This window comes from Stenotrophomonas sp. Ste96 (assembly GCF_024519495.1).
GTDB classification, from domain to species: domain Bacteria; phylum Pseudomonadota; class Gammaproteobacteria; order Xanthomonadales; family Xanthomonadaceae; genus Stenotrophomonas; species Stenotrophomonas bentonitica_A.
The window spans coordinates 1,102,627-1,117,519 of sequence record NZ_JALJRX010000001.1 but is presented as its reverse complement, the minus strand read 5'-3'; the positions used below and the strand labels follow the sequence as shown (position 1 = coordinate 1,117,519).

16 protein-coding genes and 1 tRNA gene are annotated in these 14,893 nt (G+C 67.5%); 7 read left to right on the top strand and 10 right to left on the bottom strand.

What is annotated here, in order from left to right:
• The first annotated feature begins 2 nt into the window (after positions 1–2).
• The 5 genes from ybgF (at position 3) to OC373_RS05100 (ending at position 3,230) form a co-directional block, all read left to right on the top strand.
• Complete coding sequence (ybgF, locus tag OC373_RS05120) at positions 3–809, top strand: tol-pal system protein YbgF (protein WP_046272626.1); 807 nt, start codon at positions 3–5, stop codon at positions 807–809.
• A gap of 132 nt (positions 810–941) precedes the next feature.
• The gene (gene queE, locus OC373_RS05115) at positions 942–1,640 is read left to right on the top strand and encodes a 7-carboxy-7-deazaguanine synthase QueE (protein ID WP_046272627.1); all 699 of its coding nucleotides are present in this window, start codon (positions 942–944) and stop codon (positions 1,638–1,640) included.
• Between the two features lie 75 nt (positions 1,641–1,715).
• Entirely contained in the window at positions 1,716–2,381 is a 666-nt protein-coding gene (queC, locus tag OC373_RS05110; protein ID WP_261997187.1) for a 7-cyano-7-deazaguanine synthase QueC, read from the top strand.
• Between the two features lie 72 nt (positions 2,382–2,453).
• Positions 2,454–2,529, top strand: a tRNA-Lys gene (locus OC373_RS05105).
• A 98-nt stretch (positions 2,530–2,627) separates the two neighbouring features.
• A complete protein-coding gene (locus tag OC373_RS05100; protein WP_261997186.1) occupies positions 2,628–3,230 on the top strand; it encodes a DUF922 domain-containing Zn-dependent protease in 603 nt (200 codons plus the stop codon).
• Positions 3,231–3,295: 65 nt separating this feature from the next.
• Here OC373_RS05100 and OC373_RS05095 read toward each other — a convergent pair whose 3' ends face one another.
• Entirely contained in the window at positions 3,296–4,771 is a 1,476-nt protein-coding gene (locus tag OC373_RS05095) for a S41 family peptidase (protein ID WP_261997185.1), read from the bottom strand.
• 277 nt (positions 4,772–5,048) lie between these two features.
• On the opposite strand from OC373_RS05095, the gene OC373_RS05090 reads away from it, so the two are divergent.
• The gene (locus tag OC373_RS05090) at positions 5,049–5,717 is read left to right on the top strand and encodes a lysozyme inhibitor LprI family protein (RefSeq protein ID WP_261997184.1); all 669 of its coding nucleotides are present in this window, start codon (positions 5,049–5,051) and stop codon (positions 5,715–5,717) included.
• Positions 5,718–5,738: 21 nt separating this feature from the next.
• Here the strand turns inward: OC373_RS05090 and OC373_RS05085 are convergent, their stop codons facing one another.
• From OC373_RS05085 to OC373_RS05075, 3 genes are all read right to left on the bottom strand, one after another.
• Complete coding sequence (locus OC373_RS05085; RefSeq protein WP_019185160.1) at positions 5,739–6,404, bottom strand: DUF3011 domain-containing protein; 666 nt, start codon at positions 6,402–6,404, stop codon at positions 5,739–5,741.
• 109 nt (positions 6,405–6,513) lie between these two features.
• On the bottom strand, positions 6,514–6,912 hold the full coding sequence (locus OC373_RS05080; RefSeq protein WP_019185159.1) for a response regulator: 399 nt from the start codon (positions 6,910–6,912) through the stop codon (positions 6,514–6,516).
• Positions 6,913–7,034: 122 nt separating this feature from the next.
• Positions 7,035–7,799: a CPBP family intramembrane glutamic endopeptidase gene (locus OC373_RS05075; protein ID WP_261997183.1), complete on the bottom strand. Its 765-nt coding sequence runs from the start codon at positions 7,797–7,799 to the stop codon at positions 7,035–7,037.
• Positions 7,800–7,951: 152 nt separating this feature from the next.
• On the opposite strand from OC373_RS05075, the gene OC373_RS05070 reads away from it, so the two are divergent.
• Complete coding sequence (locus tag OC373_RS05070; protein ID WP_070471280.1) at positions 7,952–8,248, top strand: zf-TFIIB domain-containing protein; 297 nt, start codon at positions 7,952–7,954, stop codon at positions 8,246–8,248.
• Between the two features lie 18 nt (positions 8,249–8,266).
• On the opposite strand, the gene OC373_RS05065 is transcribed toward OC373_RS05070, so the two are convergent.
• The 6 genes from OC373_RS05065 to OC373_RS05040 form a co-directional block, all read right to left on the bottom strand.
• On the bottom strand, positions 8,267–8,779 hold the full coding sequence (locus OC373_RS05065) for a GNAT family N-acetyltransferase (RefSeq protein ID WP_261997182.1): 513 nt from the start codon (positions 8,777–8,779) through the stop codon (positions 8,267–8,269).
• A gap of 100 nt (positions 8,780–8,879) precedes the next feature.
• Positions 8,880–9,941 (bottom strand): copper resistance protein B, encoded by a 1,062-nt coding sequence (locus OC373_RS05060; RefSeq protein ID WP_261997181.1) that lies wholly within the window; start codon positions 9,939–9,941, stop codon positions 8,880–8,882.
• A complete protein-coding gene (locus tag OC373_RS05055) occupies positions 9,938–11,731 on the bottom strand; it encodes a copper resistance system multicopper oxidase (protein ID WP_070425760.1) in 1,794 nt (597 codons plus the stop codon). The genes OC373_RS05060 and OC373_RS05055 overlap by 4 nt, the downstream gene beginning before the upstream one ends.
• A gap of 104 nt (positions 11,732–11,835) precedes the next feature.
• On the bottom strand, positions 11,836–12,231 hold the full coding sequence (locus OC373_RS05050; RefSeq protein ID WP_261997180.1) for a CopL family metal-binding regulatory protein: 396 nt from the start codon (positions 12,229–12,231) through the stop codon (positions 11,836–11,838).
• A 94-nt stretch (positions 12,232–12,325) separates the two neighbouring features.
• The gene (gene recQ, locus OC373_RS05045) at positions 12,326–14,131 is read right to left on the bottom strand and encodes a DNA helicase RecQ (protein ID WP_070425759.1); all 1,806 of its coding nucleotides are present in this window, start codon (positions 14,129–14,131) and stop codon (positions 12,326–12,328) included.
• A gap of 159 nt (positions 14,132–14,290) precedes the next feature.
• Positions 14,291–14,842 carry a Dps family protein gene (locus OC373_RS05040; protein WP_019185151.1) on the bottom strand — a complete coding sequence of 184 codons (552 nt, stop codon included), beginning with the start codon at positions 14,840–14,842 and terminating at the stop codon, positions 14,291–14,293.
• Positions 14,843–14,893: the final 51 nt, after the last annotated feature.

The window sequence follows — 14,893 nt, the reverse complement described above, 5'->3', positions numbered from 1 at the left end:
AGATGCGCTTTCGATTTCTATCGATGATCGTTGCGGCAGCCCTCGTGGCTGCCGCACCGGCCAATGCGCAGCGCCAGAGTCTGGCCGACCGCGTCGGCGCGCTTGAGCAGCAGGCGAACAACAACCAGTCCAACATGGACATGCTCAACCAGCTGAACCAGCTGCGTACCCAGTTGCAGGCCCTGCAGTCGCAGGTCGAGCAGCTGCAGCACGACAATGAGCAGCTCAAGCAGACCGGCAAGGACCAGTACCTGGACCTGGACAGCCGCCTGAACCGCCTGGAAGGTGGAGCCCCCGTGCTTCCCGCCGCCCCGGCCGCAGCCGCGACTGCCCCCGCTGCACCCCCGAAACCGGCAACGGCCGCTTCCGAGCGGCCGCCCTCCGTGCACGGCGATGCCGGAAGCCTGGCTGCCAGTGGCGACGAGCGCACGGCCTACAATGTCGCCTTCGATTCGCTCAAGGCCGGCAAGTACGACGACTCGGCGCAGCTGTTCATGAGCTTCCTCGAGCTGTACCCCAACGGTGTCTATACCCCCAACGCGCTGTACTGGTTGGGCGAAAGCTATTACGCCACCCGCAATTTCCCGCTGGCTGAGGCGCAGTTCCGCGACCTCATCTCGCGCTACCCGACCCATGACAAGGCGTCCGGTGGCCTGCTCAAGATCGGCCTGTCGCAGTATGGCGAAGGCAAGGTCGACCAGGCCCAGGCGACCTTGGAACAGGTCGTGTCCACGTACCCCGGCTCCGACGCCGCGCGCACCGCGCAGGACCGTCTGCAGTCGATCCGGCTGGGTCAGCAGATCCGCTGAACCCGCCCCGGGCCGCTGAGGCGGCCGGGCCCGGTATAATGATTGATCGCCAACCGGGCGTTGCCCGGTCTTCCGTGCCGGGCCATGCCCGGCTGTTGTCGTTTCCGAAGCCGTCCCCCAAGAATCACCGCCATGACCACGACCCTGTCCGCTGCCGCCGCACTCCCCAGTGAGATCGTGCAGTCCCCGCTGCCGCGACTGAAGATCACCGAGATCTTCCTGTCCCTGCAGGGCGAAGCCGATACCGCCGGCTGGCCGACCGTGTTCGTGCGCCTGACCGGCTGCCCGCTGCGCTGCACGTACTGCGATACCGCCTACGCCTTCCATGGCGGCACTTGGTGGGACATCGACGCGATCGTGGAAGAGGTGCTGGCCCAGGGCGTGCACCACGTCTGCGTGACCGGTGGCGAGCCGCTGGCGCAGAAGCGCTGCCTGGTGCTGCTGGAGAAGCTCTGCGATGCCGGCCTGGACGTCTCGCTGGAAACCTCCGGTGCGCTGGATGTCAGCGCCGTCGATCCGCGCGTCTCGCGGGTGGTCGATCTGAAGACCCCCGGCTCCGGCGAAATGGCCCGCAACCGCCTGGAGAACCTGCCGCTGCTGACCAAGCGCGACCAGATCAAGTTCGTCCTGTGCAGCCGCGAAGATTACGAATGGGCCCGTGGCATGGTCCGTGAGCATCGCCTCAACGAGCGCAGCATGGTGTTGTTCTCGCCGAGCAAGAGCGAGGTCAGCCCGCGCGAGCTGGCCGACTGGATCGTCGCCGACCGCCTGCCGGTGCGCTTCCAGATGCAGCTGCACAAGCTTCTGTGGAATGACGAGCCGGGCCGGTAAGCCGCCTCGGCATTCCCTGATGTACCCGGCGCGGGACAGCGTGCTGGTTCCCTGCAAACCACCGGAAACACCCCCATGAAGAAAGCAGTCGTCCTCCTGTCCGGCGGCATGGACTCCGCCGCCGTCGTCGCCATCGCCCGCGAGCAGGGTTTCGCCGTCCACGCCCTGAGCGTGCGCTACGGCCAGCGCCACACCTCCGAACTCGACGCCGCCGCGGCGGTCGCCAGCGCGCTGGGCGCGGTGGCCCACAAAACCGTCAACGTCGACCTGCGCAGCATCGGCGGCTCGGCCCTGACCGACGATATCGACGTGCCCGAAGCGGGCGGTGAGGGCATCCCGGTCACCTACGTGCCGGCCCGCAACACCATCATGCTGTCCGTCGCGCTGGGCTGGGCCGAGGTGCTGGGCGCCAACGACATCTTCTGTGGCGTCAACGCCGTGGATTACTCCGGCTACCCCGATTGCCGCCCGGAGTTCATCCAGGCCTTCCAGGCGCTGGCCAACCTGGCGACCAAGGCGGGCGTGGCAGGGGCGGGCATCCAGGTCCACGCGCCGCTGCAGTTCCTGAGCAAGGCCGACATCGTGCGTGAAGGCGTTCGCCTCGGCGTGGACTTCGGCCTGACCGTGTCCTGCTACAACGCCGATGACCAGGGCCGCGCCTGCGGGCACTGCGACGCCTGCCGCCTGCGCGCGCAGGGTTTCACGGATGCCGGCGTACCGGATCCCACCCACTACGTGTGATGCCGGACGGGTACGCATGAGCGCGAAGATGCGTTAGAATGCGCACCCCCGGCGTCATGTCGGGGATGCAATGGGCCGTTAGCTCAGTTGGTAGAGCAGAAGACTTTTAATCTTTTGGTCGATGGTTCGAATCCATCACGGCCCACCATTGCATCCATGATCAAGGCGACCGCGAGGTCGCCTTTTTCATGCCTCCGGTTCGCCCCGGATCGCATCAGGCCCCGTCCCTTCTGCATGGAACGCGTCGTGAACAACCAGCTCCCACATCCCCGGTCTACCTTCCGTCCCCGCGCGCTGCTGCCTGGCACTGCACTGGTCCTTGCCCTGATTGCCCTGGATGCGGGCGCCGCGCAGGATCTGACGATCACCTACTACGACGTGCAGGGCGACACCCTGCAGGAACTGCGCGCCTCACTGAACGCGCACGGGCCCGTCGGCAAGGACGGCGTGCGCCATCACGGCCACGTGGACTGGTACGTGGGGTGGAACTTCGACTATGCCCCACGAGGTGCAGGTTGCAGACTCGGCAAGGTGCGCATGCAGGTGAGGGCCACCATGGTGCTGCCGCGCTGGACCGGCGCGGACACGGCGCCCGCCTCGTTGCAACAGGAATGGGCGCGCTACAGCCAGGCGCTGCGGGTACATGAAGACGGCCATGCAGCGCATGCCGATCAGGCTGCCGAGGAGATCCAGCGGCGGTTCGCCGCCGTCGGTGGCGGGATGCGCTGCCCGCAGCTCGGTGAGGAACTCAACCGCATCGGGAAAGCGGTTCTCGATGAGTACGCCGCGCGCGACAAACAGTACGACGAGACCACCGAGCATGGTGCCACGCAGGGCGCGCGTCTCTAGCGCGCAGGATTCCCGCCGTGTCCTGCGGGTTTCCGCAACGCGCAGGAGGCACTGCAGCGAGCGGCTCAGTGCCGCGTGATGTCCTCGGCAACGGTCTCCAGCAGTCGTTGCGCGCGTGCGCGTGCCCCTTCGCCAGCGCGGGGCGTGATCGGTAGATCGGGCGCGATGCCGGCCACCTCATCGGTGCCGTCGGCGCGCAACCGGACACAGTCCGGAATGCGCATGCGCAGGTGTGAGTGGGGCAGCTCGCGCGATGGGGCGCCGCTCATGAAACCGCAGCCGTAGCCACCACTACCGGTGCCGACGATGCGCGCGATGCGGTTGTCCTGCATGCGCGCGGCAAACATCTCCGCCGAGGACACGGTCTTGCCATTGGTGATGACGTAGACCGGCCCGTCCCACGCACCCCAGTGGGCGCGCAGGTCCTGTGCCCAGTCGAGACGGTGGGCGATCAGGAAATCGTCCAGCGTATCCACCGCCTGGCTTGGCAGCGGGCCACCGGAGGTGCCTGCCGCGACCAGGCGGCGGCACTGGCCGCCGTTCCATGGCTGCTGGGTCCGCCACACCCAGGACAGGTCGCAGGCCGGAAGGCTCAGTGCACGCCGCGAAGCATCGAAGCTGGCGCGCTCCGCCGTCAGCAGGCGGCGGGCGGTGGCGGCCGGATGATGGCGGCGCAGGGCATCGTCGAGTCGCTCGTACTGTTCGTCGAGATAGGGCTTGCCTGCGGCGGACTGACTGACCAGCAGCGTGGCCGACGTGACCGGCCGCGGGCTGAACAACCGCGCAAGCGTGTCGCCACTGTCATCCCCGCCCGGGTTGTCGCCGACATCGACCAGCACGGCATCGACGCCATCGTGCTGGAACCGGCGCAGGCTGTCGGCGATCATGGCCACCCAGCCGTTCACCAGCGCGCTGCGCATGTCGCCGATGGAATCGGCATGGCGCAGCTGTGGCCACAGCGCGTGGCATAGACCGGGATAGCGCAGCGCATCGAACTCGTGCAGCCGAAGCACGCCCACCTTGCGTCCCTCGGGCAACGCGAGGATGCCGGCGCGCAGCGCAGGGTCTGCCTGGCCGTCCAGGGGTGTGTAGCCGGGCAGTGTTTCCAGCGGAAGGCTGAAATCCTGCCGGCCTTCATCGGCGACCCCGAGCGCGGCGCAACCGGCACTCGGGCCCAGCGTGCGCGGATCGACAGCCCGTGGTGGCTGGGACGTGCCGCCTGCATCCAGCCGGTCGAGCAGCGCAAGGTGGCCATCATGGAAGCCGGCCAGAAAACTGCGCAGCGCCTGGGTGGCCTGGGCGTCATTGCGTGCCTCGGCGAGGTGGCGCTGTGCCCGGGCATCAAGGGTCGGCAGATCGACGCCGCTCTCGGGCGAGGCCATCCAGGCCAGGTGCGCGTAGTCGCTCTGCAATGCTGCTTTGAGCACCGCGTAATCTGCCCGCCAGGCATCCCGATCCACTGCCGCGGCCGCGCTCACGCCACTGGCCGAGAGCGTGCCCATCGCCGCCAACAGGCCCGCCATCCATCGCATGATTGCCATCACATCCTCCCTGAGTCGGGCCGGCACATCCGGCTTCCGCGTGACTGTCCACCCTCGATCTTAGTCAAGGGAACGCCTCGCAGGTAGTGGCAGTGGTGCCGTGCGCACACCTGCACGTCGAGGCGGAGAAGCGCCACGAGCATCGCAGGGAAGGACGCCACGGGCCCATCCTTGCGCCGGGCGGACCGTGTCGGCTGGAGGAGGCGCCGCATACACCCGCTACGCACGCGATCGCGCACAATAGGCCGTCTTTGAGCTGATTGCTGTTGGAGGTGCCATGAAACGTGTCGTCCTGCTGAGCCTGGGGGCGCTTGCGCTCGCGGCGTGCTCCAAACCTGAATCCGCCGATCAGGCGGGCCCGTCGGCCACCGCCGAGGCCCCCACCGCGGCCAAGCCCGCCGACCCTGCCGCTGCCGCGACCCAGTCTCCATCGTTCGATTGCGCCAAGGCACAGTCCGAGGCCGAGAAGCTGGTGTGCGTCGATCCCCGGCTGGCCGCGTTGGACCGTCAGCTGGCCGCGCTCTACAAGCGCGTGCAGACCAGCCCGGACGAGCTGGACATCGCGGCCGAACAGCGTGGCTGGATCAAAGGGCGCGATGCCTGTTCGCGCGCGGTGGATCCCCAGCGCTGCCTGGTGGAGTCCTATCAGACCCGTCTGGTCGAGCTGACCATCAACGGCGGCGGCATCCAGGTGCCGGCGAAGGTCGAGTACCGCTGTGACGACAACAGCAAGCCGGTGACGGCGGTGTTCTACAACGACATCGACCCGACCGCGGCCGTGGTCAGCTGGGGCAACGATCAGGCGATCGTCTTCCCGATGCCCGTGAGCAAGGACGAGAACAATGGCGGCCGCTGGGGCCGGGAGGGCGTCGATCTGCGTATCCACGACGACCAGACCACCCTGGACTTCTACGGCACCACGCTGCAGTGCCAGATCGCCCGGTGATGCCGGCCACCGCCGCGTCGCTCAGCGCACGCGGCGGTAGCGCACCTCGTTCTGCCGGTCGCCGACCTCGGTCGTGACGAACCCGTCGCGGCTCTGGCTGATATCGAACACGCTGCTGCCGACGTTGAGCTGGCCGCCGTTGATCCAGCCATTCAACGTCTGGCCGCGGGTCTGCGCGCTCATCCGGCCATCGCTGTCGATGCGCATGCGGATGTCGGCATTGAAGGTCGGGTTGTAGCCCTCGAATTCTCCGATCATCCAGCCGGGCACGTAGGACGTATGCCGGGCGCCCTGGTAGGTGTCGTCGTCGTAGCGCGCGTCATCCTTGTTGGCGTTGTGCGCCAGCGCGCCGAGGATGGCCGCGCCGATCAGCACGCCGGCGGCGACCTTGGCGTCATGGTTGTCATCATCGTGGCGATCATCACGGTCGCTGCCGCCGTGAACCCGGAACGAGGCCCGGCAGCCATCATCCACCCAGACCTCGCGGCGGTCGTAGTCCCAGGTGCGGCCTTGCCGGCAGTCCGCACCGGACAGCTTGCGGTCCAGGGTGACGTAGCCGGCGCGGGGCAGGGTGCAGGATTGATAGCGGTTGTCGCGGCTCTCGCAGGTGACGAAATCATCCGCACGCGCGTTCTCGAACGGAAGCAGCAACAGCAGGGGCGTGGCCAGCAGCGTACGAAAAAGCATGACGTCGATTCCGGCAGGGAAAGGAAGCGCGTTTCACTGACGCCGACGATGGGCACGCGGGCATGAAATCCGGATGAAGATCACCCGCCATTCAACCCGATCAGCCGCCTCAGGCGCAGGCGGCCAGCGGTTGCTGGAAACAGGCCCGGATCGCGTCGAGCAGTTCGCTCATGCTGTACGGCTTGGGCAGGAAATGCATGCCAGGGCCGAGCTGCGGCACCACGACGGAAGGCTCCAGGCCCGAGGTGACCAGCACCGGCAGCCCGGGCCGTTCCTGCTTGACCCGATGGGCGGCCTCGATGCCGCTGACCGCACCCAGGCAGACATCGGTGAACACCAGATCGAAGCGCTCGCCGGCCTGGAGCAGCCCCAGCGCGGCTTCCGCCGAACTGACCGCAACAACTTCGCAGGCCTGGCTTTCCAGTGCCATGCGGCTCAGTTCGCGGGTGTCTTCGGTGTCTTCGATCAACAGCACGCGGGGTTCGGGATGGTGCTTGGACAACAACATGGAGCGTGGTTCCTGCTTACCCCCGGACAGGGGCGCGCAAGTATCGCGGGCCGCCGGTGAGGAGGCCGTGGACGGCGCCGAAATGCCGGGTGAACCCCCCGCGTGGCCTGCCTTCGGGTAGTTCATGCCGGTGTGAGGGACCGGGGCCTGCGACGGTGCCAGGCCCAGACCAGCGCCACCGCCAGCCCTGCCGCTGACAGGCGCAGCACGGTAGCCGGCCAACCGACGGCCGTGGCCTCGGTGATCACGAACACGTTCCAGGCCAGGTTGAGCGAGACATGCAGGGCCAGCCCGCTCCACAGGGTGTAATCGTCCAGAGTATTAAGCCAGGCGAACACCAGCCCACCGATGCCGGTGATGGCGAACACCTGCAGGGCCATGCCGCCGCCACCGCCGAACGACCACCAGTGGATGGCACCGAAGATCACGGCCTGGACCAGCGCGGCAGCCAGCCACGGCCAACGCTGCTGGCGGTGCGCGAAGATGAAACCGAAACCGCGGAAGATGATCTCTTCGGCGAGTGGAAACAGCACGCCGAGCATCAGCAGGGCGAGCACATCCTGGGTCGGATTGAATCCCCCCAGCCACCACAGACCCAGCCAGCACGGCAACGTCGCCAGCAGCGCCAGGGCCGGCCCCTGCCAGCCATTCCAGCGCAACCCGAGCAGCGCGTGCAGGCGCTGCCCCGGCCGCACCAGCAGCGCGGCCACGAGCAGCACCAGCAGCACGCCCAAGCCGTTGTCGAGGATGGCGCCGCCATAGGGGATCGGCAGCTTCGGGATCGGGGTGCCCAGCCACGCGGCGAGGTCGCGCAGATTGATCGACACGGCCAGGGTCAGCACGACCACGCAGGTGGCCAGCCAGGTGGGCAGGCGGAAGGACGGCATGGGACGCTCCATATCCAGGGATGCGTGGAGTGTTGGCGAGGACAGGCCGGGCAGCATGGGGCATTGGTCGGGGGGCCATCGGTCATGGCCGCGTTGCACCACGGTCAGGTGGGACCGGCTAGAGTGCGGCTTTGCCCCTTGGATAACTGCCCATGCAATGCCCCGTATGCAAGACCCAAGCGCTGCAGATGTCCGAGCGCCAGGGCATCGAGATCGATTACTGCCCGCAGTGCCGTGGCGTGTGGCTGGACCGTGGCGAGCTGGACAAGATCATCGAGCGCTCGGCCGGTGCCGCAGCACCGGCCCCGGTACGCGCGGCTGCTCCGCCGCCGCCGGCCGCCGTGCAGCACCGTGACACCCGCCATCTGGGCCAGCAGCCGTACGGCGACCAGCACGGCTACCGCAAGAAGAAAAAAGAAAGCTTCCTGTCGGACCTGTTCGACTTCTGACAGGCGCCTGTGCCGTGCTCAGGCGCGGCGCAGGATGAATTCCCGGTCGACACTGTCGCCGACCGGAAAATCGTATTCGCCGACCTTGCTGCAGCCATAGCGCGCATAGAAGCGCTGCGCACCCGGATTTTCCGACCATACGCCGACCCACAGCGTGCGCCGCTGCGGTTGATCGAGCCACGCCAGGAACGCGTCCATCAGGCGCGCGCCGTGACCACCGCCCTGGTGGCTGGCGAGCAGGTAGAGACGTTTGAGTTCGATATCGCCCTCGGCGGCATCGGCATGCGGCAGGCTGTTCGGCCCTGCGGCGAGATAGCCCACCACACGTGCGCCGTCTTCCAGCAGCCACGCCGCATTGCGTGGGTCGGCGAGCTCGCGGCGTTGTGGCTCGACCGCGTAGTGGCTGTCCAGAAAATCGCGCAGATCCTGCGGCGGGTACGAATCGCCAAAGGTCTCGGTGTAGGTGGCGATGGCGATCGCCGAGAGCGCATCGGCATCGGCAAGGGTGGCGCGGCGGAGGGTCAACGTCATGGCGCAAGGCAGGCAGAGCGGGCCGGCAGCTTACGGCATCGCTTCAACTGGCAGGGGTTCCGGGTACCAGGGGCACCCGGAACCTGTCACGGCCGCTGGATCAGAACCAGACGCGCACGCCCGCCACCCAGCGGGTATCGCGCGCGCGCTCACCGGCCGCCTCGTGGTAATCAGCGGTATCGCCGAACAGCCGCTCGTGGCTGATGCCGATGTAAGGCGCGAAGCGGCGGCTGAACTCGTAGCGCAGGCGCAGCCCGGCCTCGACCTTGTTGAGTCCCGAACCGTTGCCGTACGCCGGCTCGTCCTTGGCCGAGAACGTGGCCTCCACCAGCGGCTGCAGGATCAGGCGGTTGGTCAGCAGCAGCTCGTACTCCACTTCCACCGTCGCAGCAAACTGTCCGCCTTCGCCGATGTAGGCCGTGGCCGAGGTCTCGAACTTGTACGGCGCCAGGCCCTGGATGCCGAACGCCGCCCACGTGCGCGAATCCGCCGGGCGGAAATCCTGCTTCACGCCGACCAGTACGTCCCACCACGGCGAGACGCTGCGGCCGTACATCACCTCGAGATTGGCCGACTGGGTGCGGCCGTCACCGCGCTCGCCTTCGCTGCGCAGCCATAGCCGGTTGATGTTGCCACCGACCCAGCCGCTGGCCTCCCAGGCCTGGCCGGTACCGTGCTGGCCGTCCCAGTGTTCCAGGCGATTGACCAGCAGCATGCTGTGGATCTCCGGTGCATGCTCCATCGCACCGTGGTCGATCGCAGGGAACGCGGCGAGGCGGTCGGCGGGTGTCACCACCGGAATCGGTTCGCGCGGCTCGATGAGCGCGGGTGGCTTCTGCATGCCATGGTCCATCGTCGAGTGGTCCATCTGGCTGTGATCGGCGCTGCCGTGGTCCATCGTCGAGTGATCCATCTGGCTGTGATCTGCGCTGCCATGGTCCATCGTCGAATGGTCCATCTGGCTGTGATCGGCGCTGCCATGGTCCATCGTCGAGTGATCCATCTGGCTGTGATCGACGCTCCCGCCATCTGCCGGTGGCGCATCGGCCGTGATCGGTGCCGTGGCATGGCCGGCATGCGACTGCGCCCATGCCGGGGCGGACAAGGCCAGCAGCAGGGCAGCGCTGAGGGTGGACATCGCGGTAAGCGGAGCGCGGCTCATTCTTCGATCCTCACTTCGCGCATCATGCCCGCTTCCATGTGGTACAGCAGATGGCAGTGGTAGGCCCAGCGGCCGAGCGCGTCGGCGCGCACGCGATAGGTGCGGCGGGTGCCCGGTGGCATGTCGATGGTGTGCTTGCGCAGGTGGAACTGGCCATCGGCGTTTTCCAGATCGCTCCACACGCCGTGCAGATGGATCGGGTGCTGCATCATCGTGTCGTTGACCAGCACGATGCGCATGCGTTCACCGTAGTTCAGGCGCAGCGGTTCGGCGCTGGCGAAGGGAATGCCATCAAAGGACCAGCTGAATTTCTCCATGTGGCCGGTCAGGTGCAGCTCGACCTCGCGGCCGGGATCGCGGCCATCGGGATCGTCGAACAGGCTGCGCATCGCACCGTAGGTCAGCACGTGACGACCGTTGTCGCGCAGGCCGATGCCGGGATCATCGAGCTTGGGGTCGGTGGCCATGCTCTGCATGTCCACCAGCGGATTGCCTTTTTCGCTGGCCGGGTGGCGCGGCGCCTTGGAATCAGCGCCGTGCGCGCCATGGCCCATGCTCGCGCCGCAGCCACCTTCCATGCCCTTCATGTCGTGCCCCGCCATACCGTTTCCGGCATGGCCCATGTCATGGCCCATGTCGCTCATGGTCAGCAATGGGCGCGGGTCGCGCTCGGGAACCGGCGCCTGCAGGCCGTGGCGGACCGCCAGCGTGCCGGCGGCATGGCCGGTGCGGCCCATGTCCTGGCAGAAGATCGTGTAGGCATCCTGTCCACTGGGTTCGACGATCACATCGAAGGTCTCGGCCGGTGCGATGCGGAACTCATCGATGCTGACCGGGTGGATGTACTGGCCATCGGCGGCGACCACGGTCATTTTCAGGCCGGGGATGCGCACATCGAAGTAGGTCATCGAGCCCCCGTTGATGAAGCGCAGCAGCACCTTCTCGCCACTGCGGAACAGCCCGGTCCAGTTGCCCGCCGGGGCGGTGCCGTTGAGCAGGTAGGTATAGGTGTGGGCGTTGATGTCGGAGATGTCGGTCGGCGTCATCCGCATCCGGCCCCACATGCCGCGGTCGGCGGTGGCTGCGGCCCAGCCATCCCGGCGCACATCACGGAGGAAGTCGGGCAGGGTGCGCTTGTAGTAGTTGTCGTGCTCGGCGAGCTTCTTCATGCGCCGGAACAGCGCGCCAGGGTCCATATCGGTCCAGTCCGAGAGCACGATCACGTGCTCGCGGTCGAAGCGGTAAGGCGCCGGCTCGAGCGGGTCGATGATCAGCGCGCCGTACAGGCCGGCCTGTTCCTGGAACATCGAATGGCTGTGGTACCAGTACGTGCCCGACTGTTTGAGGGTGAACCGGTACTGGTAGGCCTCGCCGGGGGCGATGCCGTTGAAGCTCAGGCCGGGCACGCCGTCCATGTTGGCCGGCAGCAGCAGGCCGTGCCAGTGGATGGAGGTGGGGTGCCCCTGCAGCGTGTTGGCCACCCGGATGTTGACCGTCTGGCCTTCGCGCCAGCGAAGGATCGGCGCCGGCAGGCTGCCGTTGACGGTGATCGCCGGGCGGGTGCGCCCGGTGAAGTTGGCCAGCGATTCGCCGATGCTCAGCTGCACGTCATGGCTGCTGAGCACCTGCGGGGCACCGGCCAGGCCGGGGCCGGCGGCCGCGAAGGCGCGTGGGCTCAGGCCGGTGGCGGCCAGACCGGCGACCACGCCGCCGGCAGCCACGCCCTGCACGAACAGGCGGCGTGACGGCATGGGCGGGGTGCCCGTGCCGGGTGTTTTAAGGAAAGACATTGCAACTCCGGATCCGATTCGAATGGCACGCGGGGTGCCGGCAACGCCCGCAGGCGGGGCCATGCGGGCAGGGCATCAGGCAGGCGCTCGCAGAGCGCTGCGGATCAGGCGATCGGAGGGCGGGTGATGCGGTCCAGCGGCGGTGTCGGTTGCGACGGATGCGGGGCCGGCAGCGGGGCCAGCGACAGCGGCGGGGGCGTGGCCAGCCAGGCGACCTGGGCGGTCAGGCTGGGTTGCTGCGCGCAGCTGCGCAGGCAGTCCTTGATCTTGCAGTGGTCGCCATCGTGAGGCGCCTGCACGCCGCTGGCGGCACCGGGCACGGCGTGATGGTCATGCGGGAGAGCGGCCGCCGGTGCATCATGGCAGGGCGGTGCGGCACGGCTTGCGGTGGCCGGCTCGGCCAGGGCGAGCGCCATCGGGCCGGCCATGGCCACGTTCAGCCCGTTGAGCAACAGGCTGAGCATCAGGACGACTCGCAGGAGCAGGCCACTGGCGGACATGGGGCTCACCTTACTGCCAAATCCGCACGGTCGCACCTATGGCTGAACACGCGGTTCAACTCTGGAGCAAGGTCTGTCTGGCCGCCCCGGCGCATCAGCCTTCCTCGCGCACGATCTCGACCAGGCGGTCGCCGTAACGGGCCAGCTTGGTGCCACCGATGCCCCCGACCCGGCCCAGCGCATCGACGCTGGTGGGGCGCTGTTCGGCAATGTTGCGCAGGGTGCTGTCGTGGAAGATCACGAAGGCCGGCACGTTCTGCTCGCGCGCGAGTTCGGCGCGCAGGCCCCGCAGCGCATTGAACAGCGCCAGGTCCTGAGGCAGCACCGACAGGCCGGTGCGCTGGCCGCTGCGATCGCGCTCGCGGGCCGCCTTGGGCGTCTCGCGGCGCATCATGACCTTGCGCTGGCCCTTGAGCACCTCGCGGCTGCCATCGGTCAGGCGCAGCCCGCCGTAGGCGCTGCTGTCCACCTCGAGCAGGCTGGAGGCGACCAGCTGGCGGAACACGCTGCGCCAGGTACGCGCGTCCAGATCCTTGCCGATGCCATAGGTGCTCAGTTCGGTATGCCCGAACTGGCGGACCTTCTCGTTCTCGCCCCCGCGCAGGATGTCGATCAGATGGCCCACGCCGAAGCGCTGGCCACTGCGGTAGACGCAGCTCAATGCCTTCTGGGCGGCGACGCTGGCATCCCAGGCATCGGGCGGCAGCAGGCAGTTGTCGCAGTTGCCGCAGGGCTGGGGGTAGGTCTCGCCGAAGCCGGCCAGCAGGACCTGGCGGCGGCACTGCATGGATTCGCAGTAGCCGAGCAGGTGGTCCAGCTTGGAGCGTTCCAGCGCTTTGCGCTCTTCGCCCGCCTCGGACTGCTCGATCATCTGTTTGAGTAGCACCACGTCGCCCAGGCCGTAGCAGAGCCAGGCCTCGGCGGGCTCGCCATCGCGACCGGCGCGGCCGGTTTCCTGGTAATAGCCTTCCATCGATTTGGGCAGGTCGGTATGCGCGACGAAACGCACGTCCGGTTTGTCGATGCCCATGCCGAAGGCGATGGTGGCGCACATGACGATGCCATCCTCGCGCAGGAAGCGACGCTGGTTGGCGGCGCGGACCTCGGGCGGCAGGCCGGCGTGGTAGGGCAGGGCGTTCAGGCCCTCCTTGCAGAGGAACTCGGCGGTTTCCTCGACCTTGCGCCGCGACATGCAGTAGACGATGCCGGCGGCCCCGCGGTGGACCTTGAGGAAGTCCAGCAGCTGCCTTTTGGCGTTGTCCTTCTGGACGACCGTGTAGCGGATGTTGGGCCGGTCGAAGGAGCTGACGAAGTGCTGGGCGTTGGTGAGGTCCAGGCGTTCGGCGATCTCGCGCTGGGTGGGCGGATCGGCGGTGGCGGTCAGCGCGATGCGCGGCACGTCGGGCCAGCGTTCGTGCAGGACGGTGAGCTGGCGGTATTCGGGGCGGAAGTCGTGGCCCCACTGGGAGACGCAGTGGGCTTCGTCGATGGCGAACAGGGCGATCCGGCTGCGCGAGAGCAGCGACAGGAAGCGACCGGTGAGCAGGCGCTCAGGCGCGACGTAGAGCATGTCCAGTTCGCCGGCGAGCAGTTCGCGTTCGACGCGCGCACTGGTTTCGCCATCGAGGGTGGAGTTGAGGTATTCGGCGCGGACGCCGAGCTGGCGCAGGGCTTCGACCTGGTCCTGCATGAGCGCGATCAGCGGCGAAATGACGATGCCGGTGCCGTCGCGGAGCAGGGAGGGGACCTGGTAGCACAGCGACTTGCCGCCGCCGGTGGGCATGAGGACAAGCGCGTCATTGCCGGCGGCGACATGCTCGACGATCGCCTGCTGCGGACCGCGGAATTCGTCGTAACCAAAGATGCGGCTGAGCAGGTCGTGCGCGGGGCGGGAAGACATCGCCGTAGTTTACAGGGCTGGGCGCCCCGAGGCGGGTCATCCCATTCCGGATGTGAACGTAAGCGGGACACCCTTCGACCAGGCAGCCCCCCTTGAGTCAAGGGGGGCGCGCCGCAGCGCAACCTTGGAACTCCCGCGGGGGCAAGGCCCCCAGGGGGATTACTGCAGCAGCGAACGCAGCATCCAGGCGTACTTTTCGTGGGTCTGCAGGCGCTGGGTCATCAGATCTTCGGTCGGTGCGTCATCGGCATCGTCGGCCACATCCAGCACTTTCCGGGCAGTGCGGCACACGGCCTCGTTGGCGGTGACCAACTGGCGTACCATTTCACGCCAGTCCGCGCTGTCGGTCAGGCCCGGCTCCTCGGCGATCGAGGTCAGGGCCGCGAACTCGCGGTAGGAGCCCGGGGCGTTGAAGCCCAGTGCACGGATGCGTTCAGCGACGTCGTCCAGGGCGGCCCACTGTTCGGTGTACTGGGTCTCGAACATGGTGTGCAGCGAGTTGAACATCGACCCGGTCACGTTCCAATGGAAGTTGTGGGTCTTCAGGTAAAGCGTGAACGCATCTGCCTGGAAGGCCGACAGTCCATCGGCGATCTTCTTGCGATCGCCCTCCTTGATCCCGATATCAATGTTCGGGGCCGACGGGGCCGCCGCGCCGAGTTTCTGCTTGGCCGTCTTGGGCTTTGCCGGGGTCTTGGTCGTCTTCGCCATGGGAGAACTCCTTATGGATGGGATGAATCGGATGGCCTTCACAATAGATCA